Origin of the sequence: Thermosynechococcus sp. JY1331 (assembly GCF_031583475.1) — a bacterium.
Classification (GTDB): domain Bacteria; phylum Cyanobacteriota; class Cyanobacteriia; order Thermosynechococcales; family Thermosynechococcaceae; genus Thermosynechococcus.
In genome coordinates this window covers 933,971-959,430 of sequence record NZ_CP134180.1, presented here as the reverse complement: position 1 = coordinate 959,430, position 25,460 = coordinate 933,971, and the positions used below count along the sequence as shown (strand labels likewise).

Genomic DNA, 25,460 nt, shown 5'->3' with positions numbered 1-25,460 from the left:
GAAGTTCGGTGAAATTAACGTAAGCAGCAATGCCCACCATCCAGCAACTGATCCGCCAAGAGCGGGAACTGTTGAAAAAGAAAACAAAATCTCCTGCCCTCAAAAGCTGCCCCCAACGGCGTGGGGTATGCACACGGGTCTATACCACAACCCCCAAAAAGCCCAATTCTGCCCTGCGCAAAGTGGCACGGGTACGTCTCACCTCTGGCTTTGAGGTCACCGCCTATATTCCGGGAATTGGCCACAACTTGCAGGAGCACTCTGTAGTCATGATTCGCGGCGGTCGGGTTAAAGATTTGCCCGGTGTGCGCTACCACATTATCCGTGGCACGTTGGATACCGCTGGCGTCAAAGACCGTAAACAAGGTCGCTCCAAGTATGGTGCCAAGCGTCCCAAACCCGGTGAGGCTGCTGCTACCGGCAAGAAGAAATAATTTCCGTTCTCCTATCTCCTTGAGTCCACCCTTGAAATCTTGAACTTCACTAGAGCAAACAGCAAACACCTATGTCTCGTCGCACTCGCGCTCAAAAACGGCCTACTGCCCCTGATCCCGTCTATAACAACGTGCTGGTGAATATGTTAATCCAGCGGATTATGCTCAATGGCAAAAAATCCCTTGCCAGCCGCATTGTCTATGACGCGATGAAAACCGTACAGGAGCGCACCGGCGAGGATGCTCTGCAAATTTTTGAGCGTGCAGTAAAAAATGCAACGCCCCTAGTGGAAGTGAAAGCCCGCCGTGTGGGGGGTGCCACCTACCAAGTGCCGATGGAAGTTCGTCCCGATCGCGGCGTCGCCTTGGCTTTGCGCTGGTTAGTGCAATTTTCCCGCAAACGAGCCGGTCGTTCGATGTCCGCCAAGCTGGCCAATGAATTGATGGATGCCGCCAACGAAACCGGCAGCACCATTCGTAAACGGGAAGAAACCCACAAAATGGCAGAAGCCAACAAGGCCTTTGCCCACTATCGCTACTAAACCGTCACACGGTTCAAGAGTTGGATACAATTATTTAAGAATTCTAACGTAATGCAACAAACAAGGAGGTAGCTGTGGCACGGACGACCCCGCTAGAGCGAGTGCGAAACATCGGGATTGCCGCTCACATTGATGCGGGTAAAACAACCACAACTGAACGTATTCTTTTCTATTCCGGTGTGGTGCACAAAATTGGCGAAGTGCACGAGGGTACCACGGTTACCGACTGGATGGAACAGGAGCGGGAGCGGGGCATCACCATTACAGCCGCCGCCATCAGCACCTCTTGGAAAGACCACCAGATCAATATTATTGACACTCCCGGCCACGTGGACTTCACGATTGAGGTGGAGCGCTCCATGCGGGTTCTCGATGGGGTGATTGCGGTATTCTGCTCCGTCGGTGGTGTGCAACCCCAGTCAGAAACCGTGTGGCGGCAAGCCGATCGCTACAGCGTCCCGCGCATCGTCTTTGTCAACAAGATGGATCGCACTGGGGCAAACTTCTACAAAGTCTATGACCAGATTCGCGATCGCCTGCGGGCAAATGCTGTGCCGATTCAGTTGCCCATTGGTGCTGAAGATCAGTTCAAAGGCATCGTTGATCTGGTGCGGATGCGCGCCAAAATCTACAAAGACGACCTTGGCAAGGAAATCGAAGACACTGAAATTCCTGCCGAGATGACTGAACTGGCGGAAGCGTATCGCACCAAGCTCATCGAGGCAGTTGCCGAAACCGATGATACCCTCATGGAAAAATACTTTGAGGGGGAAGAACTCACAGAAGAGGAAATCCGCGCCGCCCTACGCAAAGGGACGATCGCTGGCACCATTGTGCCGATGCTCTGTGGCTCCGCCTTCAAAAATAAAGGCGTGCAATTGCTCCTTGATGCCGTGGTGGACTATCTGCCAGCGCCCATTGACATTCCAGCGATTAAAGGTCATCTGCCCGATGGCACAGAGGTAGAGCGGGCTGCCGACGATGATCAACCCCTAGCGGCATTAGCCTTCAAAATCATGTCGGATCCCTATGGCCGCCTCACCTTCGTGCGCGTTTATTCTGGTGTTCTCAAAAAAGGCAGCTATGTCCTCAATGCCACTAAGGGCAAGAAAGAGCGCATTTCTCGTTTGATTGTGCTCAAAGCCGATGAGCGGATTGAAGTAGATGAACTGCGAGCCGGCGATTTAGGAGCTGCCTTGGGTCTGAAGGAAACCTTCACGGGGGATACCCTCTGCGATGAAAGCTCGCCCGTGATTCTTGAATCGCTGTACATTCCAGAGCCAGTGATTTCCGTGGCTGTGGAACCCAAAACCAAGCAGGACATGGAAAAACTCTCCAAAGCCCTGCAAGCCCTCTCTGAGGAAGACCCCACCTTCCGCGTCAGCGTTGATCCTGAAACCAACCAAACCGTGATTGCGGGGATGGGGGAACTGCACCTCGAGATCCTTGTGGATCGGATGCAGCGGGAGTTCAAAGTGGAAGCCAATATTGGCCAACCCCAAGTGGCCTACCGCGAAACGATTCGCAAACCCGTCCGTGCCGAAGGCAAGTTTATCCGTCAAAGTGGCGGTAAAGGCCAGTATGGTCACGTTGTGATTGAAGTAGAGCCTGCCGAACCCGGTACTGGGTTTGAATTTGTCTCCAAAATTGTTGGTGGTGTCGTCCCCAAAGAGTACATTCCACCTGCTGAGCAGGGGATGAAGGAAGCCTGTGAATCGGGGATTTTGGCAGGGTACCCAGTGATTGACCTCAAGGTCACATTAGTGGATGGCTCCTACCACGAGGTTGACTCCTCAGAGATGGCCTTCAAAATTGCTGGCTCCATGGCCATTAAAGAGGCAGTAATGAAAGCCAATCCGGTGCTGCTGGAGCCAATGATGAAGGTCGAGGTCGAGGTTCCAGAAGAATTCCTTGGGACAGTGATGGGAGACCTCATTTCCCGTCGCGGTCAAATTGAGGGACAAACCGTGGAAAATGGCATTGCCAAAGTGACGGCAAAAGTCCCTCTCGAACGGATGTTTGGTTATGCCACTGACATTCGCTCGAATACCCAAGGTCGGGGAATTTTCTCGATGGAATTTAGCCATTACGAGGAAGTCCCCCGTAATGTGGCTGAGGCGATCATTGCCAAAAATAAAGGGAACGCATAGTCTATACGAGGAACAACATGGCACGCGCTAAATTTGAACGAACCAAACCCCACGTTAACATCGGTACGATTGGTCACGTTGACCACGGTAAAACCACACTGACCGCAGCCATCACCATGACATTGGCTGCCCAAGGGAAAGCCCAAGCTCGCAAATACGATGAAATTGATGCTGCCCCTGAGGAAAAAGCCCGTGGGATTACCATCAACACGGCTCACGTGGAGTATGAGACTGAAAAACGTCACTATGCCCACGTGGATTGCCCCGGCCACGCTGACTATGTGAAAAACATGATCACGGGTGCCGCCCAAATGGACGGTGCTATTCTCGTGGTGGCCGCTACTGATGGTGCGATGCCCCAAACCAAAGAGCACATTCTCTTGGCTCGTCAGGTGGGGGTGCCCAGCATTGTTGTCTTCCTGAACAAAGTGGACATGGTGGACGACGAAGAACTGCTGGAGCTGGTGGAACTGGAACTGCGGGAACTCCTCAGCGAATATGAATTCCCCGGTGACGAAGTGCCCATCATCCGTGGTTCGGGTCTAAAAGCCCTTGAAGCCATGACCGCCAACCCGAAAACCCAACGCGGTGAAAATGAGTGGGTCGATAAAATCTACGAGCTAATGGATGCCGTGGATAACTACATTCCTACCCCTGAGCGGGATGTGGATAAGCCCTTCTTGATGGCTGTAGAAGACGTGTTCTCCATCACCGGTCGGGGTACCGTGGCCACGGGTCGGATTGAGCGGGGTCGCATTAAGCTCAACGAAACGGTTGAACTCGTGGGTCTGCGGGAAACTCGCACAACGACGGTCACCGGTATTGAAATGTTCAAGAAGAGCCTCGAAGAGGGGATTGCCGGTGACAACGCTGGTTTGCTCCTGCGCGGTCTGAAAAAAGAGGATGTGGAACGGGGAATGGTGATTGCCAAACCCGGCTCCATTACGCCCCACACCCAATTTGAGGGTGAAGTGTACGTGCTCACTGAAAAAGAGGGTGGCCGTAAAACCCCCTTCTTTGCTGGTTACCGTCCGCAGTTCTATGTGCGTACCACCGATGTGACCGGTACGATTACCTCCTTCACCGCTGATGATGGTAGCGCCGCTGAAATGGTGATGCCTGGTGACCGCATCAAAATGACCGTGGAACTGATCCAGCCCATTGCTATTGAGCAGGGGATGCGCTTTGCCATCCGTGAAGGTGGCCGGACGATTGGTGCGGGTGTTGTCTCCAAAATCCTGAAGTAGTTGATCTTATGGCCGCTAGCCTTTCTGTGGTGTTGGCGGCCTTTTTTGTCTGAATTTTGTCGGATTGTCTCTGAACCTTGACAAGTAAGGAAGATTCCTATGGCTGCTCTACAACAGAAAATTCGTATTCGCCTTAAGGCCTTTGATCATCGCTTGCTCGATACTTCCTGCGATCGCATTGTCGATACTGCAAAAAGAACCGGCGCTTCCCCCGTTGGCCCAATTCCCCTACCCACTCGCCGTCGAATTTACTGCGTTCTGCGATCGCCCCACGTGGACAAGGACTCACGGGAGCATTTTGAAACCCGTACCCACCGTCGCATACTCGACATTTACCAACCTTCACCGAAAACGATTGATGCCCTGATGAAGTTGGACTTGCCGGCGGGCGTAGATATTGAAGTGAAATTGTAAGCGTCGCCAAAGTTCACTACACTGAGGGGTATGACGCATACGATCATTCATCCTTCCCCCTCTGAGTCTTCTCTTCAGCCCCCTGCCATGGCCTACAGAATCAACTGCCAGCAGGGGCACACGCATCTTTTATGGGTAACGCTGCGGCTAACGGCACCGCAAACCGATGTTCTTGATCTGCACTTACCGGTGTGGACGCCGGGTTCCTACCTTGTGCGCGAATATGCGCGGCATCTTCAGGACTTTACGGTAACGGCCGCTGACGGCACTCCTCTTGAGTGGTGGAAGTGTTGTAAAAATCAGTGGCAGGTGGCTTGCACCCCCGGTCAAGAACTGGAAGTGCGCTATGCCATCTATGCCCATGAACTCTCGGTACGCACAAACCACTTTGATAGCAGCCATGCCTACTTCAATCCGGCAGCGGTCTGCCTCTATGTGCCAGAATATCGCGATCAGCCCCTAACAGTAACAATTGTGGCACCGCCGGACTGGCGGGTGACGACTCCGCTTGAACCCTTTGGCGAGGATGGCTTCACCTTTTGGGCAGCAAATTACGATCTGCTGGTGGATAGCCCCTTTGAGGTGGGTACCCACCCTGTTTATGCCTTTGAGGTGGACGGTAAACCCCATGAATTGGCGGTGTGGGGCAAGGGCAATTTTGAGCCGCAGCGGGCGATCGCCGATATGCAGCGGATCATTGCCACCGAGGCAAGTCTCTTTGGCGGCCTGCCCTACGATCGCTATGTCTTTATTTTGCACCTTACCCACAAGGGCTACGGCGGTCTGGAGCATCTCAATAGCTGCTCGTTGATCTTCCATCGCTTTGGCTTTCAGCAAGCGGAGCAGTATCGCCGCTTCCTCTGTTTAGTGGCCCATGAGTTTTTCCACCTCTGGAATGTCAAGCGGATTCGGCCCCAAGCCTTCGAGGTCTTTGACTACGACAGTGAGAATTACACCACCAGCCTTTGGTTTGCAGAGGGAGTGACCAGTTATTTCGATCAACTGATTCCCCTATGGGCAGGATGCTTTGATGCAGAGGCCTATCTTAAACTACTGAGCGAAAGCCTCAATCGCTACCTACATACCCCCGGTCGTTGGGTGCAATCCCTGAGTGCTGCTAGTTTTGATGCTTGGATTAAGCTCTATCGCCCTGACGAAAATAGCATCAATTCGCAGATGTCCTACTACCTCAAAGGGGAGTTGGTGGCACTGTTGCTGGATTTGCGGATTCGCCTGAATTTTAATCACCAGCGATCGCTCCTCGATGTCCTGCGGTGGTTGTGGCAGCAGTATTGCGAGACAGGTCAGGGCTATACCCCCGATGAGCTGTGGGAAACGATTGAAACCGTTGCCGATGAAAACCTTGGCACATGGCGCGAGCAATTCATTGAAGGAACCGTAGAACTCCCCCTTCAGGAGTGGTTGGCTAAAGTGGGTTTGGAACTGGTGCCCCAAGACGCGCTGCCCTATACGGGACTTCAGTTCAAGCAGGAACACGGCGCTCTGCAAATCAAGGCAGTGCTGCGGAACTCCCCGGCTGAACAGGCAGGCTTGGTGGCTGGGGATGAAATCATTGCCCTCAATGGGTGGCGCGTCAAGGCGGAGGACTGGTCAGAGCGATTGCGGGAATACCCAGTGGGAGAGACGATTCACTTGACATGGTTCCATGATCAGCAATTGTACTCAGGAACATTGATGTTGGGAGACCCTCAGCCCCGCTATCAGGTGCAGTGCCGTGCCGATGCCACGCCGAGTCAGCGGGCACATTTGGAGGCTTGGTTAGGAGCCACAGCGGCAAAGCTCTAGGGGAGGTGGCAGCATGCTTCAGCCCTTGATTCAGGATCGCGATCGCTTGGAACAGATCTTGCGGCAACTGCCCTTGACTCCCGGCGTTTATTTTTTCAAGGACAAGACGGATCAAATTCTCTACATTGGCAAGTCCAAACGCCTGCGATCGCGGGTGCGCTCCTATTTTCGTGAGCCAGCCCAACTGGGGCCGCGCCTTGAATTAATGGTCTATCAGGTGGCGGACATTGAATTCATCGTCACCGATACGGAAGCCGAGGCCCTTGCCCTCGAAGCCAATTTAATCAAGCAGCATCAGCCCCACTTCAACGTTCTCCTCAAGGATGACAAGAAATATCCCTACGTCTGTATTACGTGGTCAGAACCCTACCCCCGCATTTTCATTACCCGCAAACGCCAATTGGGTAATGTCGGCGATACTCGCAGTGATTCCCCCAAGGATCGCTACTATGGCCCCTATGTCGATAGCTTTCGCCTGCGTCAAACCCTTGCCCTTGTGAAGCGGCTTTTTCCGCTGCGGCAACGTCCCCGCCCCCTCTTTAAGGATCGCCCTTGCCTCAACTACGATATTGGTCGCTGTCCGGGGGTCTGCCAAGGGCTGATTTCACTGCAGGAGTATCGGCAAACGCTGCACAAGGTGGCCATGATCTTTCAGGGACGCACAGGGGAACTCGTGGCACAGCTCCAAGCACAAATGGCGCAAGCGGCGGCGGATCTGAATTTTGAACTGGCGGCACGACTACGGGATCAAATTCGTGGCCTTGAGCATTTAGGAGTGGATCAAAAGGTGTCCTTGCCGGACGATACGGTGTCACGGGATGCCATTGCCCTTGCCCTCGGCGATCGCCATGCTGCCATTCAACTCTTTCAAATTCGTGCGGGTCGCTTGGTGGGACGCTTGGCCTTCGTTGCCGATGCTCAAAGTGGCAGTGTGGGCACGATTTTGCAGCGGGTGCTTGAAGAACACTATGCCCAAGTGGATGATGTAGAAATTCCCAGTGAAATTTTGCTGCAACATCCCCTCCCCGAGGCGGATCTGCTGCGTACCTACTTGAGCGAAAAGAAAGGCCGCGCCGTCACCCTCACCGTCCCCCAGCGGCAGGCAAAAGCAGAACTCATTGCCATGGTGCAACGCAATGCAGAATTAGAATTGGCACGCATTCAACAGGCCAGCGATCGCACCCAAATGGCTCTTGAAGACTTAGCCCAACTCCTTGGCCTTGACACCCTGCCCCACCGCATTGAGGGCTACGACATTTCCCACATTCAAGGGTCTGACGCCGTGGCCTCACGGGTTGTCTTTATTGATGGCTTGCCCGCCAAGCAGCACTATCGCCACTACAACATCCGCAACCCTGAAGTAAAACTTGGCCACTCCGACGACTTTGCCAGTCTTGCCGAGATTCTCCGCCGCCGCTTTGCCCCCTATCTTGAGGGCAAGGGTGACCCTCCAGAGGCTGATGACTGGCCAGATATTGTCCTCATTGATGGCGGCAAGGGGCAACTGTCCGCCGTAGTTCAGGTCTTGGAGCCGCTCCTAGGAGATCTCACCCTCCTCAGCTTGGCCAAACAGCGGGAGGAGATTTTCCTACCCCACCACCGCCAGCCTCTGCCGACCGATCCAGAGCAACCGGGGGTGCAATTGCTACGCCGCGTCCGCGATGAGGCTCACCGCTTTGCCCTGAACTTCCACCGTCAAAAACGCGCCCAACGCCAACGGCGATCGCACCTCGACCAAATTCCCGGCTTGGGCTATCAACGCCAAAAGGAACTCTTCGCCACCTTTCGTTCCATTGACTACATCCGCATGGCCACGCCCGAACAGTTGGCGCAGGTACATGGGGTCGGCCCCCGTCTAGCGGAAAAAATTTACCGCTATTTTCATGCTGATACCGATTAGCAAAGAGCTAAGTGCTTTTCAAAAGAAGAGGGCGATCGCTTGCTATTTCAAAAGCGGGTAACGCGATTCGAACGCGCGACATCAACCTTGGCAAGGTTGCGCTCTACCACTGAGCTATACCCGCAACAGATTCTTAGCTTAAAAAATTAGGAGGCGTCTTGTCAAGCCCCAGAAATTTCAGCAGCCCTCAGGACCACAAAAGCTGTGGGCGTACAACACTTCGGCATCGTAGATGTAAGCAATGCCTGCATAGTCGTTGAAAAACTCGACTGCCACCCGATCCACAATTTTTTCGGCCATTTCCCGTGTCTGGGTGAGTACCTCAAACTTGATATTGGCTTGGGTATCGGAAACGCTGGGTTGACCAGAGGAGCGCACATTGCGACTCCCTTTGCCGCCGGTTTCCATCACGGTGTAGCCAGTCGCCCCAGCCTCATCAATGATTTGGGCAATTTTTTTCAAGAGAATCTTCTCGGTCACAATCACGAGCTTCTTTGCTGGCTTGGCCATTCTGAGTACCTCCTTGAGTGAAATTGGCGCGTTTGGGTCACTAGCTGCCGCCCATGACTGCTTGGGCAAGGCCAAGGTAAAGCGGAATTCCTAGGCCAATGGCAATGGGAGTCCCGATCGCGGTGGAAGCACCAATATAGGCGGAAGGGTTAGCGGAGGGAATCCCTGCCCGTAATGTTGGCGGCCCAGAAATATCGGAACTAGAGCAGGCAATCACGGCTAGAATCACCACACCCCCAAGGCTAAAGCCAGTGACATAGTGGGCAATCATTCCCAAACCAAAGGCAATCAGGCCATGAACGAGGGGCGCCACCACGGCATAGACCACATACCATTGAGCAACTTTACGCAACTCACCCAAGCGTGACCAAGCCTCCATCCCCATAACGAGCATCAACACCGAGAGTAAACCGCGAAACAGAGGGTTGTAAAAACTCTCATAGACACTGTCGGGACGGGTAAAGATGCCCAAGGCAACGCCCAGCAGCAGTGCCGAAAGGGCTGCCCCTTGCAGACTTTCTTTGACAATCGGCCAGATTCTGACTCGTTTGCTTTGTTGACTGCGGTACTCACTCGTGCTCCCGGCATAACCTGTGGCGCTCCCTGCACCCGCATCGGCACCAACGGCACTGAGGGCAGCCGGCGCCTTTTTCTCCTGTTTTTTCTTGAGGTAAATGCTGGCAACGACAATGGCTGTCACCAGAGCCGGAATATCCATGAACGGATACAGTGCGGCTGCCCAAGGTTCATAGCTAATTTTCTGCGCCTCCAGAGCCGTTAGTGCTGCTGCCATGGTCGAACCACTCACATCGAACCACTTACAGCCCCAAATAAACCTGCGGTAGCGATCGCGTCCACGGTTTTGACCTTCGGAAGCTTTGCTAAGGTATAACGGCCAATAAATACAATGAGAATCCCCATCGCCACAGCAAAGAGTGCTGGCAAGAGCATCTCCTGTAGGTTGGAACTGCGAATCGCAATCCCACCGCTGAGGCCGACTTTCATTAGCAACATAAAAATAATGAACTTATAGATGGCATCGGGAATCTGAAGTTGACTGCCCAGCGCTGCAATGACCATGCCCCCCAGCAAGAAGCCAAGGGTAGGCGACTGTAATTGCTTGACAAAATCTTGCAAAAACTGACCGAGAAAATCCACAGTACTATTCCTCCTTAATTATCAGGGGCTATCCATGGGGCTGTAGATGTTGAAGTTGATAGAAGACTATTTGGGCGATCGCCCTCCCTGCATCCGTTGGTCAACGGCGCAAACATAGTCTTTTATCTATTCAAGCTTTTTGATTTGCTTGCCTTACTCTATAGTAAATTCTTCAGCAACACACACATTTAATAAACATTACTTTCAAATAGATTAAATAAGCCCAGCTTATAGAGTGACCTTGGGGCGATCGCGACGCTGTCAATGGCTTCTTGGCGCGTACATGATAATCAGCGTTCCTAGGAGGGCAACCCCAGCACCGAGCAAATCAAACTTATCGGGGCGCACCTTATCAATTCCCCAACCCCAAAACAGAACCACCAGCAGGAAAATGCCACTATAGGCAGCCTGAACACGACCGAAATGCGCAGGTTGCAGCGTCGGTACCATGCCATACATAAAAAGGACGATCGCCCCCGCTAAGGCATACCCAATGCTTTTATGCTCCCGTAGCCACAGCCAGACAAGATAGGCTCCCCCCAGCTCTAGGAGGCCTGTGATCAGAAAGTAAAGTAGGGATTTTGCAACTTTCATCATCGCCGCAGTGCTTGCTATACACTGGAAACTACACTGGGCTGACGCCAGCATATGACAATTCAGTTGACGATTCGCCGCCAAGCACCCAACAAGAGCGCCTATTGGCAAACCTTTGAACTAGAGATTGATCCTTCCCTCACCATTCTTGATGCCCTCATTCAAATCAAGGGATACCAAGACGGTAGTCTTAGCTTTCGCAAGAATTGTCGAAACACCATCTGCGGCAGTTGCGCGATGACCATTAATGGTCGTTCTGCCCTTGCCTGTCAGCAAAGTATTCGCGCCGAGTTAGCCAATAGTCCTGTTCCCAACCAAATTGCGATCGCCCCCTTGGGGAATTTGCCTGTCCTCAAAGACCTTGTCGTGGACATGAGCGATTTTTGGCAAAAACTTTCAGCCGTTAATCCTTATGTGGGTACAGCGGCACGACAAGTGCCTGAGCGGGAGTTTCTCCAATCCCCCAGCGATCGCGCCAAACTCAATGCTGCGGGTAACTGTATTCTCTGTGGCGCCTGCTACGGTGCCTGCAATGCCGTGGAAGTCAATCCCAACTTTGTCGGTCCCCATGCCCTTGCCAAAGCGGCTCGCCTTGTGGCCGATACCCGCGATAGCGAAACTGACCAACGCCTAGACCAATACAACACTGCCACCAGTGGCGTGTGGGGCTGTACCCGTTGTTTTAATTGCAACACCGTGTGTCCCGTGGGCGTACAACCCCTCGATCGCATTAGTGAGATCAAGCAGGCCATTTTAGCCCGCTCAACAGGGGCAAGCCGCAATGAAGAGCGACCCCTCCGCCATCGGCAAGTGCTCTTGGAACTGGTGAAAGAAGGCGGCTGGGTGGATGAGCGACAATTTGGCCTCCAAGTAGTGGGCAATCGTTTTCGAGATCTCAAGGGTGTGGCAAGCCTTGCCCCCTTGGGCTGGCGGTTATTGCGACGGGGTAAGTTTCCGCTGCGATTTGCAAAGTCTGCTGGTCAAGCCCAAATTAAGGCAGTGATCACCGCCCTACAGCAGAAACAGCCCTCTTCTAAAATGTGAGTACAAAGTGAAGGCTCTATGCCAAGCTAAAGAAGTTGTTTTGCATACCTAAACACCATGAGTGAACCGACACCTGATGATTTGACCCCACAATTTGGTTGGTCGCGCTATGCAGAGCTGATCAATGGCCGCTTTGCCATGGTTGGCTTTATTGCCCTGCTGGTGCTGGAGTGGGTCACTGGCCAAGATTTCTTTACGTGGGTGGGCTGGCGATAGGTTGTGGCGGCCACACTGCGCTTAGAGGGAGTCACGCGGCGATTTGCTCCAGGAGTGGGAATTGGTCCACTCTCTCTAACTGTGCCCGCAGGGGCGCTTTGGGTGATTGTCGGGCCTTCGGGTTGTGGCAAATCTACCCTGTTGCGGCTTATTGCTGGCCTAGAGCAGCCCACCAGTGGCGAGATTTATATTGGGGAGACCTGTGTCAATGGCCTGAGTGGGCGCGATCGCGATGTGGCAATGGTCTTTCAGAACTATGCCCTCTATCCCCACATGACCGTGGCCGAAAACCTTGGCTTTGGTCTGAAAATGCGCGGTGTTGATCCGGCCACACGGCAGCAACGGATTCTTCAAGTGGCTAAGCTCCTGGGGATTGAGTCCCTGCTGCAGCGCAAACCGCGTCAACTCTCCGGTGGTCAGCAACAGCGGGTGGCCTTGGGAAGGGCCTTGGCGCGATCGCCCCAAGTGTTTCTCCTCGATGAACCCCTCTCCAACCTTGATGCCCAATTGCGGGAACAAACCCGTGCTGAACTGAAACAATTACATCAACAACTGGGCATTACCACCCTCTATGTCACCCATGATCAAGTGGAGGCCATGACCCTTGGCGATCGCATTGTGGTGCTGGATCGCGGTCAAATCCAGCAAATTGGCACCCCTGCTGATCTCTACGACAAACCCGCCAATACCATGGTGGCGCGATTTTTGGGCACCCCACCGATGAATTTACTGCCCGCTCGCTGGGATGGCAGCCGCCTGTGGATAGCGCAGCAGCCCTTGCCCTGTCCAGACACCCCCCATTGGCCGCTAAAAAGTGAACAACCCCTCACCGTGGGCATTCGCCCAGAGCATTTGTCTATCAGTGAGAAGGGCTTGGGAGCGATCGCCACCCTCGTTGAACCCCTAGGCCGCGAAGCCATTGTCCGCTGTCGCCTCATGGATAGTTCCCAAGAACTGCTGTGGTTAGCCCCTAATCACCAAATCCCTCAAATGGGTGACCCTCTCCAGTTGCAGGCTCGCCATCTTTATCTGTTTGACCCTACGAGCGGGGTGGCTCTCAATTTTGAGCCTAGCTGAAAATTCATCGGAACCCTTACCCAAGATTGGAGGGTTCGCTTAGAATACAACTAGGATTCTGTAAAATTTCGTAACTTCTGCGGCCAGCCCGTCCATGACTTCGGTAACCTCTCTTTTTTCACCTGTCGAAGCGGATCTCTGTGTACTAACGGAGAACCTGAAGGCACTGATTGGAGCACAACACGCCGTACTCTCTGCTGCCGCCGAACATCTTTTTGCTGCCAGTGGTAAGCGCATTCGACCCGCCATTGTCTTTTTGGTGTCGCGAGCCACGCTGCCCGATCAGGGGATTACTCCCCGGCACTGCCGCTTGGCAGAAATTACGGAAATGATTCATACCGCCAGTCTCTTTCACGATGATGTGGTGGATCAAGCGCAACTACGGCGCGGTGTGCCCACGGTCAACAGTGTTTTTGGCAATCGGGTGGCCATTCAAGCAGGAGACTTTCTCTTTGCCCAAGCCTCTTGGTACTTAGCGGATTTGGATAACCTGCAAGTGGTGAAGCTCCTCTCCCAAGTGATCAAAGACTTTGCTGAAGGGGAAATTCGCCAAGGCTTTAACCGCTTTGACACCAGCATTACCCTAGACGACTATCTACTGAAAACCTACTACAAGACGGCTTCCCTCATTGCCAACAGTGCCAAGGCGGCAGCGGTTCTCAGTGAAGCGCCGCCAGAAACCATCGAGGCCATGTACACCTACGGCAAAAATTTGGGTCTAGCCTTTCAAATCGTCGATGACATCCTTGACTTCACCCGCTCCACCGCAGAACTAGGGAAACCCGCTGGCTCAGATCTGCGGGATGGCAACCTAACTGCACCGGTTCTCTTTGCCCTACCCAAAGCGCCCTACTTGCATACCCTCATTGAGCGAGAGTTTAGTGAAGAAGGGGATTTGGAAACCGCCCTCAACCTAGTGCGCCAAAGTGGTGCCATTGAAGACGCCCGCAATTTAGCCAAGGAATATGCCCAAGCGGCTCTACCGGCGCTTGAAGTGCTGCCTCCGTCGGAACCGCGTCAGGCCCTCAGCCAGTTGACCGATTATGTCCTTGAGCGGCTCTATTAAGCTGCCAGCGGCAAAATTTCCAATGCCCAGCGCATAAATTTCAGGAACTGGGCGAAAAACAGAAACAAGACTTCCATGAGGGAGTCCAATAGGTATAAGTGCGGGATCAGTAATCAATCCCCTACACTAAAGACAGGGATTGCGTCCACCCGACTAGCCCACGATTGGTTTTTATTTCGGGAGTGAGTTTGTGGCAAGAGGCGTTCAACAGCGTAAATCGGTGAGTTCTACTGTGGGTGGTCGGGGAAGGCAAAAAGTATCTCAAAAAAGCAGGGGTCAGCGATCGCGCCCTTCGCCATGGCGTACCCTAGGCTGGATTGCTGCCTTTAGTGGTGTGTCCTTGGTTTCTGCCTTTGCGGGCATGACATTTGTTTTGATGTCACCCTTTCAGGGCACGAACCATCGTGGCCAACGGGATCTCTCTTGGCTGGAAATGATGACACGGGGGTTCCAGTATGGCATGAGTCGGCCAGTGAACCTCTTGGTACTGGGGGTAGATAACGTCTTGGATGCCCCTGAAGGTTCTCCGAAACGGTTCCGTGGTCGCACGGATACGATGCTGCTGGCGCGGTTTAACCCTGAAAATGGCACGATTACGGTCTTGAGCATTCCCCGTGATACCCGTGTGGAAATTCCCGGACATGGCATCGACAAAATTAATGCGGCCAATGTTTATGGAGAGGTCGATCTAACGGTGCGGGTGGTCAGCGAAATCCTCAACTATACCCCCATTGATCGCTACATTCGCATTGATACAGATGCATTTCGAGAATTGGTGGATCTGGTGGGCGGTGTCGAGGTCAACGTGCCCAAGCGGATGGTTTATACCGATCACACCCAAAAACTTTACATTGATCTTCAACCGGGGCTGCAAACCCTGAACGGGGAGCAAGCAGAGGGCTTTGTTCGCTTTCGTTACGATGAACTGGGGGATATTGGTCGTGCCCAGCGGCAGCAAATGCTGATCAAGGCGCTGCAAAAGAAACTGGCCAATCCCGTCATGCTGACCCAGGTGCCGAAAATCTACAGCGTCCTGCAAAAATATGTGGATACGGATTTAACCTTTGCCGAACTGATGGCGATCGCCCAATTTAGTTTGCGCATTGAGCCAGACAACCTGCGTTTGATTCTGCTGCCGGGACGCTTTAGTGGTGATGGCTATGAGGTCAGCTACTGGCTTCCTGACTATGACCGCATTGATCGGGTGGTTGCTGAGCACTTTAGCGATCGCCCCTCAAAGCTGGTTGACCATACGTGGCGTGAAACAGGGACGCTACGCATTGCGCTGCAAAATGCCTCCGGTAGCAGTGACGCTGCCCAAGACATGGCGGATTTCCTCGCCCACCACGGCTATACCAATGTGATCATCAGTGAAGAGTGGTATCAGCAAACCCCCGAAACAGAGATTGTGGCACAGCAAGGGGATATTGGGGCTGCGCAAATGATTCGTTCTGTCCTTGGCATGGGGCGAGTATCCGCCAACTCCACGGGGGTGCTGTCTTCGGATATTACGATTCGCATTGGCCGCGACTGGGCAGCCGTCTTGCACTAGGTGAGAGTGGCGGGCAGTTTCTTGGTCATCGCTTCGGGTTCGAGGATGCGGTCAATAATGCCGTATTCCTTGGCCATTTGCGGCGTCATATAAAGCAGCCGATCCATATCGCGGGTAATGCGTTCGGGGGGTTGACCGGTATTTTGCGCCAAAATCTCCACCATCATTGCCTTATTGGCCAGAACCTCCTTGGCACGAATTTGAATATCGGTGGCCTGTCCTTGGGCATAGCTCTTGGTTTGGTGCAGAACAATCGTGGCGTGGGGTAAACTGGCTCGATACCCCTTTGTCCCTGCTGAGAGCAACATGGCGGCCATCCCCATCGCTTGACCAATGCAGATCGTATGCACAGGGGGCTTAATGTAGCGCATGGTGTCGCAGATGGCAAAGGCTTCTGTTTCAAAGCCAATGGGTTCGCCATCGTAGCGGGAGGTTCCCGTCGAGTTAATGTAAATGCGGATGGGTTTTTCGGGATCGTCGTATTGCAGATAGAGCAGTTCCGCAATGATCAGCTCCGTAACCGCTGGCACCAAAGGCATGCCGAGATAGACGATCCGCTCCTTCAACAGCAGTGAAGGGAGATCGGGGGGTGGGGTGCGATAGTAGGCATCACCATAGTAGGCCGCTTGGGCAGCAGTAAGGGGCAACCGCATAGGACGCTCAGCAAATGACAGACTATCTGTACTCTAGCAAGGAATTGCCTTCCGGATCGGCGGCAAGCACCGCCTATAATCAAAGCAGAAATCCAATTCTTGGGTCATGAATCAACTCCTCAGTTCGCGGCTCACCTCCTCAGTGGTGGCGATCGCCATTGTCTTGCTGGTTGTCCTTTTGAATGCCGTGGTGATTATTAATCCCGGCCAAGCAGGGGTGCTGAGTATTTTGGGTAAAGCTCAGGATACTCCCCTCCTCGAGGGCATTCACTGGAAACCGCCGTTTATTGCCAGTGTGGATGTCTATGACGTAACTGTACAGAAGTTTGAAGTGCCAGCGGAAAGTGCCACCAAAGATTTGCAGGACATTACCGCCAGTTTTGCCATCAACTTTCGCCTAGACCCCATGGCCATCGTGGATGTGCGCCGCACCCAAGGGACCCTAGAAAATATCGTCGCCAAAATCATTGCTCCCCAGACCCAAGAGGCCTTCAAAATTGCTGCTGCCCGTCGCACGGCGGAGGAGGCTATTACCAAGCGGGATGAACTTAAGGAGGATTTTGATCATGCCCTTGGCGATCGCCTAGCCAAGTACCACATTCTCGTACTGGATACCAGTGTCGTTAACCTTGACTTTTCCGAGGAATTTTCCAAGGCCGTCGAGGATAAGCAAATTGCTGAGCAGCGGGCACAACGGGCGGTCTATATCGCCCAAGAGGCGGCTCAACAGGCGCAGGCGGAAATTAACCGTGCCCGAGGCAAAGCGGAAGCCCAACGCCTGCTTGCGGAAACCCTCAATGCACCTGGTGGCCAGTTAGTGCTGCAAAAGGAAGCGATCGAAGCATGGCGTGAAGGCGGTGCCCAAGTGCCCCAAGTGATTGTGATCAACGGCCAAGAAGGGCTACCCCCCTTTTTCCTCAATTGGACAGGGACAGCAGCAAAATAGCTGAGGGACGGTTCGATGAACTACAGGTTCAGCAGAGACTCAACAGATGAAGGGAGCGATCGCCCAAATCCCCCTAGAATTAAGAATAGCGATTTGTTCTTTATATTCCCCTAATTTCTGCCGATACTGACCCATGATCTCCACCCCGCTTGCTGCCAATCAACAAATTTTACCCCTGACTGCGCAAACCAATGCCCGAGGCCATCTCACCATTGGTGGGTGTGATGTGGTGGAGTTAGTGGCTCAGTTTGGCTCTCCCCTCTACATCCTTGATGAATTCACCTTTCGCACCGCCTGCCGTCAATACCAAGACACCCTCCAGCAGACCTACGGTGGTGAATTTTTGGTGCTCTACGCTTCAAAGGCTTGGAACTGCTTGGCCACCTGTGCCCTTGCCCACAGTGAAGGCTTGGGGATTGATGTGGCCTCCGGGGGTGAACTCTACACTGCCTTGAGTGCCGGCGTCCCCGCCAGCCACATTTACTTCCACGGTAATAACAAGTCCCCCCAAGAACTCCTCTATGCCCTTGAGGTCAATTGCACGATTGTTGCCGATAACTGGCTAGAACTAGAGCGCCTTGCTGCCTACGTTGAGGAGCATGATCTCTCGGCCCCACCGCGCGTCATGTTGCGGTTGACACCGGGGATTGAATGCCACACCCACGAATATATCCGCACTGGACATCTAGACAGCAAATTTGGCTTTGACCCGCAACAGTTTCCAGAGTTGCTTCAGTTTGCTAAGGCGCATCCCGAACTGGACTGGGTCGGACTCCACGCCCACATTGGCTCACAGATTTTTGAGGAACAACCCCATTTAGACCTCTGTGATGTCCTTGTGGATTGGCTGGCTCAAGCCCGTGAAGCGATGCTACCCATGCGCGAACTGAATGTGGGGGGTGGTCTTGGCATTCGCTACATCGAGTCCGATAACCCGCCGGCGATCGCCCACTGGACAAAGGCCATTAGTCATCAACTGAGCCAAGCCTGTCAGCAACGCCATCTTCCCTTACCCAAACTCATCTGTGAGCCGGGTCGCTCCATCGTTGGACCTGCGGCAGTGACGGCCTACACGGTGGGCAGCCGTAAGGTGATTCCTGAGCTACGCACCTATATCGCTGTCGATGGGGGGATGTCCGATAATCCACGACCGATTACCTATCAGGCGCAATATACAGCCCTGTGTGCCAATCGCATGACCACTGCCGCCACAGAAACCGTGCGTGTTGCCGGTAAGCACTGCGAATCGGGCGATATTCTGCTGCCCCAAGTCACCCTACCCCCCCTGCAAGCCAATGATATTTTAGTGGTGGCCAGTACGGGTGCCTACAACTACAGCATGGCCTCCAACTACAATCGTGTGCCCCGGCCGGCGGCGGTGGTGGTCTGTGAGGGGGAAGCCAACCTGATCCTGCAACGGGAAACCTACGCTGATTTGGTGGCCCATGATGTCTTGCCCCTGCGATTGAGCACCCCCGCCCCCTAGGAGGTGACGAGCACGATGGGATGATAAGCCTCCTAGGTAACTTGTCGTGGCTGCTGCTGTCCTCGCAGACACTGGCCAAGGTGCGAACAGTCGTGGATGTGGTTTTGGTCTTGACCCTAACCTACGCTATTTTGCGGGTTGTGGCCGAGCGGCGAACCCTCTGGATGATACGGGGCTTTATCTTCCTCCTTTTGGCAACCTCCCTCAGTCGTGCCATTGAGCTACAGTTTTTGAGCTTTGTGCTGCACAACTTAGTGATTGGCTCTGCGGTGGCCTTAGCCGTTATTCTGCAATCGGAAATTCGCATTTTTCTGGAACAGTTGGGACGAGGACAGTTTTTCGGCTTTATGCAGCCCGTGGCCGAGTCGAGCCTGACCAATGATGCCGTTGATTTGATTGTGACGGCCGTGAAGGGATTATCTCAAGATCGTACGGGGGCACTCATTCTGCTGGAAACCCATACAAAGCTCAGCCCCCAAGATTTTACCCATGCAGGGATCGCCCTCAATGCCCGCCTTTCACCGGAACTCATTACCTCAATTTTTCAGGTGAGTTCCCCCCTGCACGATGGCGCAATTTGGGTGCGGGGGGCTGAAGTGATTGCGGCAAAGTTGATCCTGCCCCTCTCGGATCGCACGGGGCCTTGGCAGTTGGGCACTCGCCATCGCGCCGCCCTAGGGATTACCGAACGCATTAGCCACTGTGTCTGTGTAGTGGTCTCTGAGGAAACGGGGTCAATTTCCCTTGCCTTTAAGGGGGAGCTTCAACGTCCCCTCACAAGCAGTAAACTAGGGGAATTGTTGCGGCAATATGTGCAGGATCAAGGGACGGCAACTTCACAACCCCGTCAACGTCGGCACAGCTTAAAATTTTGGAAGACTGTATGGCCACTGCGCTAATTTCCGCCAATAGGATGTGTCCATGACGCTACAGCCCCATTCACTCATTGAGTTACCCGAAGATCTAGATCGCGATCGCCTACCTCGCCATGTGGCGGTGATTATGGATGGCAATGGCCGCTGGGCAAAGCAGCGCAATTTACCGCGAATTATGGGACACCAACGCGGGGTGGACACCCTCAAGGATCTGCTGCGCTGTTGCAAAGATTGGGGCATTGAAGCCCTGACCGCCTACGCCTTCTCCACAGAAAACTGGGGGCGCCCCCTGCCGGAGGTGGATTTTCTGATGACCCTCTTTGAGCGAGTGTTGCGGCGGGAACTGGCGGAAATGGTTGCCGAGGGCGTGCAAATTCACTTTGTGGGTGACTTGGCGTGTTTGCCGAACTCCCTACAAGCGGAAATTGAGCGAGCGATGACCGCTACGGCCAATAACCAAAAAATTAAATTTGTGGTGGCAACCAACTATGGTGGGCGACGGGAAATTATCCACGCTTGCCGTTCGATTGCAGCCCAAGTGAAAGCGGGACGCCTTGACCCCGCCGATATTGATGAGGTACTCTTTGAACGCCATTTGTATACGGGCGGCCTACCGGATCCCGATTTGTTGATTCGCACCAGTGGCGAGATGCGCGTCAGTAACTTTTTGCTGTGGCAGGTGGCCTATTCAGAAATTTACGTCACCAAGACCCTCTGGCCGGATTTTGACCGCGCTGCTTTCCATGAGGCGCTCCGGGATTACCAACAGCGACAGCGGCGATTTGGCCGTGTCTAAAGGGGACGATTTCAGTGGAGAATAGGAAAGCTCGCCGGGTACGTATTGGAGCGATACTGTGACCCCCCAATTGCGCATTTATGTCCCCCCTCATCCCCTCATTCAACATTGGCTAACGGTGGCTCGCGATCGCAACACGCCCACCCCTCTGTTTCGCGTAGCCATGACAGAACTAGGTCGCTGGTTGGCCTATGAGGCGGCGCGGGAATGGTTGCCAACGGTGGAAACAGTGGTTGAAACGCCCCTTGCCCCCTGTGCAGCGCTGGTGGTGAATCCGCAAGTACCCGTCGTGGTGGTACCCATTCTGCGGGCGGGTTTGGCCTTGCTCGACGGTGCCCAAGGGGTCTTACCGACAGCAAAGACGTACCACTTAGGGATTGTGCGGGATGAGGCCACCCTTGAACCCAGTTGCTATCTCAATAAGTTGCCCCCGCAGTTTGACCCGCAAACCCGTGTCCTGATTAGTGAGCCGATGCTGGCGACGGGAGGTTCAATCATGACAGCAATGCAGGAACTGGTGCAGCGGGGGATTGACCCAGCCTTGGTGCGAATCATTTCCGTGGTCACTGCGCCGCCAGCTTTGCAGAAACTCGGTGCCCATTTTCCCGCAGTGCAAGTCTATGCAGCCACGATTGATGAGACAGTGAATGAGCAGGGCTTTATTGTGCCTGGCTTAGGGGATGCGGGGGATCGCGCCTTTGGTACCGGGGAGGAAGTGTAACCGATGATGACAGTGGTGACTGTGCCAGCAACAACGGCTAATTTGGGTCCGGGGTTTGATTGCTTAGGAGCCGCTCTGACCCTCACCAATACGTTCACCTTTTCCTTGAGCGATCGCCCCCATGTCAATGTGCGGGGCACTGAGGCAGCCGGTGTCAGCAGTAGCTCCGACAATTTGGCCTATCGTGCCTACCACCGTCTCTATCAATATCTAGGGCGTGAAGCCCCACCTGTGTATTTAGAGATTGATCTGGGGGTTCCCCTCGCACGGGGCCTCGGCAGTTCAGCAACCGCAATTATTGGCGGCTTAGTAGGGGCAAATCGGCTGGCGGGCTTTCCCCTCAGTCATACCGAGGTTCTGGAATTGGCCATTGAAATGGAAGGCCACCCCGATAATGTGGTGCCGGCCTTGCTAGGGGGCTGTCGTCTTGCTGTCCAAGGGAGTGCAGGGGGATGGCATTGGCTAGAGATTCCTTGGGATCAGGATGTGGTGCCGATTGTGGCGATTCCAGACTTTGAGCTAGCCACGGAAACAGCGCGGCAAGTGCTGCCCCCCCACTGTACCTACGGTGATGCAGTTTTTAATATCAGTCACCTTGGTGCTCTGCTGCGGGGTTTGGAAACGGGTCAACGGGAGTGGCTGCAACTGGCCTTGGGCGATCGCCTGCATCAACCCTACCGCCAAAGTCTGATCAAAGGCTATACCGACCTCCACAGGGCGGCTCTTGAGGCGGGTGCCCACGGTTTGGTCATTAGTGGCGCAGGACCCACGCTTTTAGCCCTCGGGGATCCCGTTACCGCTTCCGCCATTGCCACTGCCCTCAAGGAGACTTGGGCAAAGTTTGATGTGCAGGCACGGGTGGAGGTGCTGGCCATTCAACGCCAAGGGACAACGGTGCGCGATCGCTAGGCAATCTTAGGCAATTGTATAGCATGCTTCCCTGTCAATAGGAGGTGATTAAATGAGTCAAGAACAGGATGCCCTGACAACGGAAGTGCTGCAACGCCTACGCCGCAAGGAGGGCACTTGGCAGGATTGGGGAGCCGGATGCCAGCAACTGCAAAAACAAGGGCTATCTCCCCAAGCGATTTTTGAGGCCACGGGCATTGAACCCATCCACCAAAATCAACTGATCATTGCCCTGCAAGTGAGTCAGAGCCTGCGCGAGGCGCCGGAAGCGGTGCGTGCCTATTTTCAAACGCGGGGCAGCGATCTGCTCTATGAACTGCGGGTGTTGTCAGGGAGCGATCGCCTTGCAGCAGCCACACTCATTGTTGAGAAACAACTGGATGTCACTGCGGTTCATGAGGTCTGCCGTGCCCTCAAGGCCGTGAGCTATCAAAAGGATGAGAGTGCAGGTTTTGGTGAGAGTGTGGGCGATCGCATTGGTCGCTACTATTGGCAACTGGCGCGGCAGCAACGCGATTTAGCCCAGCGATCGCGCCTCATTGCCCAAGGCTTTCGCTTTGTTGAATCCGCCACAGGTCGCCAAGCGCTTGAAAAACTGCTGACGGACTTTACCGTGGTTCCCGCTGCTAGCCAACCCCGACTCCCCCTTTACCGCTTGGATTCCGCTGAAGACCTGCCCTACCTCGTTCCGGTCGCAGGAACAGCTCCGCTCGCTGCTGCAGCCTTTAATCAAGTGCCCCAGTTAACTTCTACAGGCGCCTTGCAATTAGTCGCTGTTCCTCAACCCATGACCCTCGTGGCTCTCCCCAGTTGGCAGGTTCTCCTGAATGCTGTTGACCCAGTCGCGGTGCTTTGGCCAGTGGCAGACCTACCCGCAGAATTACCGCCCACGCCTGAGGGACTCCCCATTGAACAAGTGCTCCTGATAGTGGATCGTGGTCTTCCAGAATGGGATCGCGATCGCTATTTGTTGATTGCACCTAGGGCCAGCGATCCTGTCCAACTGGCTTGGTTTCCTGAACCCCCTACAGCGCCAATTCTTGGCCAACTCCTGCTCGTCTTACGCCCCCCCCAAGTGCTGGATGAGAGTATCAACAAGGAACTTTGGTTCTTTGAGGAATAGCTTAACTTTAGGCAAGATTCACCACAACGCCCAGAGCGCTACCACGCCCCAAACTGTAATCTGCCAAGGCTAGTCGCACAGGCTGCTGGGGTGCCTTCAGATTCACTACCACAAGGGTCTGATCCACCAGTCCCGACCAGAGTTTGGCATCAGCAAAGTTGGCCAAGGGGGGTGTATCCACAATCACCAGATCAAAATAGTTTTTCAGGTGAGCCATGAACTGTTTGAGCGTGTCTTGGCTGAGGAGCCGCATCGGCTGTTGCCGCAACTCACCAGCGGTTAAAATTGCCAGACCGCGCCGCGCCTGAGCAACGCTATACCAGTGCCGCCGATGAATTAACCAATCCGCCAAGCCCTGTTCATTCGTCAGGCCGAGATAGCGGTGAATCTGGGGTCGCCGTAAATCCCCATCAATCAGCAGAACCCGCTGCCCCGTGCCTGCGGCAGCAAGGGCAAGATGCAGAGCAACGGTGGTGCGCCCATCGGTGGGTAGGGCTGAAATCACGGCTAACGAATGCCCCAAACCCACGGCCTGGAGGTTGGCAAACACATGGTGAAAGGTTTCCTGAAACTTCACCCATTCCCCGACAAAGGGTAGGACTTGAGTCACCTGCCACAGCCCTGAATTGCCCTTCACCGCGCGCTCTAAGCGGAGATTGGTTTGGGGGGTTGCCTTGGGAATTTTGCCAAGGAGGGGCAAGCCGAGGGCATCTTCCACTTGGGCTGGACTGACAAACGTATTGGCGACTGCATCTGCAACATAAGTAGCCAGAACCCCCAACACAAGGCTGGCGATCGCCCCTAGCGCCAAAAGCAGTAAGCGCGGGAAGGTGGGTTGGACAGCGGGATTCTCTAAATCCGTCAACACCTGCCACGCAAAGTGATTCTGCGCCAGTTGTAGTTGCACTGCCTGTCGGGCTTGATTGAGCATCTCAAGGGAGAGGTTGGCCGTCCGAATCCGATGTTCAAGGCGATCAATGGCGGGGAGTTGGCTACTCAGTTGTTGTAATTGTTGGGCAACCGCCGCTTGGGGAGCCGCAAGCTCAGCATCATAGCGCCGCTGGTTTTCGTATTCAATCCACGCCGTAATGTAGTTGGTAATCAGCGTTTGTGACACTGTTCCCTGAAAGCCTAGGGTCGTGGGGTTGTCCACTTGATATTGCTCACCAATCACTTGGCGGGCGATCGCCTGCAATTGCTCCACCAAAACTCGCCGCTGTTCCTCAAGAGCTTGGATAACGGGTGTCCCTTCCCGAAAAATGGCTAGATTCTTGGCAATTTCTTGATCCAGTTCTTGAATGCGTGCCAGTTGTTGCTGATAAGCAGGGGAGGTACTTAAGTTCGCTGCTGCTAGGGCTTCTGCGGGCGTCATCTTGAGTTGTTCTTGAAACCCTTGAAAACGACCGTAGGCTTCCACGGCCTTCAGGCGAGCCGCTTGGCGCAGGTTGTGGATTTGGCGATACTGTTCTGTTAAAAAGCGCAGTTGTTCTGAGGGTTGCAGGCTCGTGCCTTGGGGTTGGCTGGCTTGGAGTTGCTGCTGGAGTTGCTCTAATTCTGTAAGGTGCTGATTGATGTCTTTGTCCAGTTGCTCTAGGGTGCGATTGAGTTGTTCTTGGCGATCGCGCTGGCTGTAGTCAACAAAGGCCTCTGCCACAGCCTTTAATACTGCGGTCACGATTTCTGGCTGGCGATCGCGATAGGCCACTTCTAGTACTTTTGTTTGGGTCGGCAGTTGCTCTGTGGCGGAACTAACCACTGGTCGAATTTCCAGATGCTCAGCTAAAACCCGCGTGGTCAGATGAGGATACTGCTGTTGTAGTTTCTGGGCAATGGGAGCCAGTACTTTGTCACTTTCTAGAACGAGAATCTGTGACCCCACATCCACTGGAGGGGGTGTGGTTGGCGGCGGGGAGGGGAGGGTACTGGCAATGCCATCACGGGGGGTCAGGGTTGGCGCAGGCTGTGGTTCCTTCACTGGTTCCATCAGGAGGCGAAAATAGGCCTCGTACATTTCGGGTTGCCAGAAAACATACCCCCCCATGACCAAGAATGAGAGTAAAACCGTTCCTGACAGTAGTCGCCACCGTCGCCGACAGCGATCGCTAAAAGCTTGCAGCCCACCCTTTTGAGAACTCTTTCTGGTGCTGAACCGTGATGGATTTCGCTGGCGATCGCCCGCAGGACGCGCTTCGCGATCAACGACCCGTAAATTGGGTATCTTTTGTGGGAGCGACATCAGTA

The 25,460-nt window shown here is 54.0% G+C and carries 25 protein-coding genes and 1 tRNA gene; 19 read left to right on the top strand and 7 right to left on the bottom strand.

Going from position 1 to position 25,460, the window contains the following annotated elements:
* Nucleotides 1-29: 29 nt before the first annotated feature.
* The 7 genes from rpsL (at nt 30) to uvrC (ending at nt 8,493) form a co-directional block, all read left to right on the top strand.
* Entirely contained in the window at nt 30-434 is a 405-nt protein-coding gene (gene rpsL / locus RHJ31_RS04540; RefSeq protein WP_149819523.1) for a 30S ribosomal protein S12, read from the top strand.
* A 71-nt stretch (nt 435-505) separates the two neighbouring features.
* A complete protein-coding gene (gene rpsG, locus RHJ31_RS04535; RefSeq protein ID WP_149819525.1) occupies nt 506-976 on the top strand; it encodes a 30S ribosomal protein S7 in 471 nt (156 codons plus the stop codon).
* Between the two features lie 74 nt (nt 977-1,050).
* Nucleotides 1,051-3,126 carry an elongation factor G gene (gene fusA / locus RHJ31_RS04530; protein WP_302677525.1) on the top strand — a complete coding sequence of 692 codons (2,076 nt, stop codon included), beginning with the start codon at nt 1,051-1,053 and terminating at the stop codon, nt 3,124-3,126.
* Between the two features lie 17 nt (nt 3,127-3,143).
* The gene (gene tuf / locus RHJ31_RS04525; RefSeq protein ID WP_149819529.1) at nt 3,144-4,373 is read left to right on the top strand and encodes an elongation factor Tu; all 1,230 of its coding nucleotides are present in this window, start codon (nt 3,144-3,146) and stop codon (nt 4,371-4,373) included.
* A 99-nt stretch (nt 4,374-4,472) separates the two neighbouring features.
* Nucleotides 4,473-4,787 carry a 30S ribosomal protein S10 gene (gene rpsJ, locus RHJ31_RS04520; protein ID WP_149819531.1) on the top strand — a complete coding sequence of 105 codons (315 nt, stop codon included), beginning with the start codon at nt 4,473-4,475 and terminating at the stop codon, nt 4,785-4,787.
* Nucleotides 4,788-4,817: 30 nt separating this feature from the next.
* On the top strand, nt 4,818-6,593 hold the full coding sequence (locus RHJ31_RS04515; RefSeq protein ID WP_302677524.1) for a M61 family metallopeptidase: 1,776 nt from the start codon (nt 4,818-4,820) through the stop codon (nt 6,591-6,593).
* 13 nt (nt 6,594-6,606) lie between these two features.
* Nucleotides 6,607-8,493: an excinuclease ABC subunit UvrC gene (uvrC, locus tag RHJ31_RS04510; RefSeq protein ID WP_302677523.1), complete on the top strand. Its 1,887-nt coding sequence runs from the start codon at nt 6,607-6,609 to the stop codon at nt 8,491-8,493.
* A gap of 52 nt (nt 8,494-8,545) precedes the next feature.
* Here the strand turns inward: uvrC and RHJ31_RS04505 are convergent.
* The 5 genes from RHJ31_RS04505 to RHJ31_RS04490 all read right to left on the bottom strand — a co-directional run bounded on the left by RHJ31_RS04505 (nt 8,546) and on the right by RHJ31_RS04490 (nt 10,755).
* A tRNA-Gly gene (locus tag RHJ31_RS04505) sits at nt 8,546-8,617 on the bottom strand.
* 53 nt (nt 8,618-8,670) lie between these two features.
* Nucleotides 8,671-9,003 (bottom strand): P-II family nitrogen regulator, encoded by a 333-nt coding sequence (locus RHJ31_RS04500; protein WP_181494899.1) that lies wholly within the window; start codon nt 9,001-9,003, stop codon nt 8,671-8,673.
* 40 nt (nt 9,004-9,043) lie between these two features.
* Entirely contained in the window at nt 9,044-9,796 is a 753-nt protein-coding gene (locus RHJ31_RS04495) for a sodium-dependent bicarbonate transport family permease (RefSeq protein ID WP_399375682.1), read from the bottom strand.
* 11 nt (nt 9,797-9,807) lie between these two features.
* Nucleotides 9,808-10,161: a sodium-dependent bicarbonate transport family permease gene (locus tag RHJ31_RS13220; protein ID WP_399372920.1), complete on the bottom strand. Its 354-nt coding sequence runs from the start codon at nt 10,159-10,161 to the stop codon at nt 9,808-9,810.
* A 261-nt stretch (nt 10,162-10,422) separates the two neighbouring features.
* Nucleotides 10,423-10,755: a YnfA family protein gene (locus RHJ31_RS04490; protein ID WP_206201697.1), complete on the bottom strand. Its 333-nt coding sequence runs from the start codon at nt 10,753-10,755 to the stop codon at nt 10,423-10,425.
* A gap of 54 nt (nt 10,756-10,809) precedes the next feature.
* On the opposite strand from RHJ31_RS04490, the gene RHJ31_RS04485 reads away from it, so the two are divergent.
* From RHJ31_RS04485 to RHJ31_RS04465, 5 genes are all read left to right on the top strand, one after another.
* A complete protein-coding gene (locus tag RHJ31_RS04485) occupies nt 10,810-11,799 on the top strand; it encodes a succinate dehydrogenase/fumarate reductase iron-sulfur subunit (RefSeq protein ID WP_302677522.1) in 990 nt (329 codons plus the stop codon).
* A 57-nt stretch (nt 11,800-11,856) separates the two neighbouring features.
* Nucleotides 11,857-12,015, top strand: a complete 159-nt coding sequence (locus RHJ31_RS04480; protein ID WP_206200252.1) for a chlorophyll a/b-binding protein — start codon at nt 11,857-11,859, stop codon at nt 12,013-12,015.
* A gap of 3 nt (nt 12,016-12,018) precedes the next feature.
* On the top strand, nt 12,019-13,092 hold the full coding sequence (locus RHJ31_RS04475) for an ABC transporter ATP-binding protein (protein ID WP_302677520.1): 1,074 nt from the start codon (nt 12,019-12,021) through the stop codon (nt 13,090-13,092).
* A 94-nt stretch (nt 13,093-13,186) separates the two neighbouring features.
* On the top strand, nt 13,187-14,158 hold the full coding sequence (sds, locus tag RHJ31_RS04470) for a solanesyl diphosphate synthase (RefSeq protein ID WP_011057594.1): 972 nt from the start codon (nt 13,187-13,189) through the stop codon (nt 14,156-14,158).
* Between the two features lie 190 nt (nt 14,159-14,348).
* Complete coding sequence (locus tag RHJ31_RS04465; RefSeq protein WP_302677519.1) at nt 14,349-15,710, top strand: LCP family protein; 1,362 nt, start codon at nt 14,349-14,351, stop codon at nt 15,708-15,710.
* On the opposite strand, the gene RHJ31_RS04460 is transcribed toward RHJ31_RS04465, so the two are convergent.
* Complete coding sequence (locus RHJ31_RS04460) at nt 15,707-16,363, bottom strand: ATP-dependent Clp protease proteolytic subunit (RefSeq protein ID WP_206200256.1); 657 nt, start codon at nt 16,361-16,363, stop codon at nt 15,707-15,709. The genes RHJ31_RS04465 and RHJ31_RS04460 overlap by 4 nt on opposite strands.
* Nucleotides 16,364-16,469: 106 nt before the next feature.
* On the opposite strand from RHJ31_RS04460, the gene RHJ31_RS04455 reads away from it, so the two are divergent.
* The 7 genes from RHJ31_RS04455 (at nt 16,470) to RHJ31_RS04425 (ending at nt 23,219) form a co-directional block, all read left to right on the top strand.
* Complete coding sequence (locus tag RHJ31_RS04455) at nt 16,470-17,309, top strand: prohibitin family protein (RefSeq protein WP_302677518.1); 840 nt, start codon at nt 16,470-16,472, stop codon at nt 17,307-17,309.
* Nucleotides 17,310-17,442: 133 nt separating this feature from the next.
* Entirely contained in the window at nt 17,443-18,795 is a 1,353-nt protein-coding gene (gene lysA, locus RHJ31_RS04450; protein ID WP_302677517.1) for a diaminopimelate decarboxylase, read from the top strand.
* 20 nt (nt 18,796-18,815) lie between these two features.
* On the top strand, nt 18,816-19,694 hold the full coding sequence (gene cdaA / locus RHJ31_RS04445) for a diadenylate cyclase CdaA (protein WP_206200259.1): 879 nt from the start codon (nt 18,816-18,818) through the stop codon (nt 19,692-19,694).
* Between the two features lie 22 nt (nt 19,695-19,716).
* A complete protein-coding gene (gene uppS, locus RHJ31_RS04440; protein WP_206200260.1) occupies nt 19,717-20,466 on the top strand; it encodes a polyprenyl diphosphate synthase in 750 nt (249 codons plus the stop codon).
* A gap of 58 nt (nt 20,467-20,524) precedes the next feature.
* Nucleotides 20,525-21,187 (top strand): uracil phosphoribosyltransferase, encoded by a 663-nt coding sequence (gene upp / locus RHJ31_RS04435; protein ID WP_149819559.1) that lies wholly within the window; start codon nt 20,525-20,527, stop codon nt 21,185-21,187.
* Nucleotides 21,188-21,190: 3 nt separating this feature from the next.
* Nucleotides 21,191-22,096: a homoserine kinase gene (thrB, locus tag RHJ31_RS04430; protein ID WP_286625156.1), complete on the top strand. Its 906-nt coding sequence runs from the start codon at nt 21,191-21,193 to the stop codon at nt 22,094-22,096.
* Between the two features lie 52 nt (nt 22,097-22,148).
* On the top strand, nt 22,149-23,219 hold the full coding sequence (locus RHJ31_RS04425) for a RuBisCO accumulation factor 1 (protein ID WP_302677516.1): 1,071 nt from the start codon (nt 22,149-22,151) through the stop codon (nt 23,217-23,219).
* 7 nt (nt 23,220-23,226) lie between these two features.
* Here the strand turns inward: RHJ31_RS04425 and RHJ31_RS04420 are convergent, their stop codons facing one another.
* Entirely contained in the window at nt 23,227-25,455 is a 2,229-nt protein-coding gene (locus tag RHJ31_RS04420; protein WP_302677515.1) for a polysaccharide biosynthesis tyrosine autokinase, read from the bottom strand.
* Nucleotides 25,456-25,460: the final 5 nt, after the last annotated feature.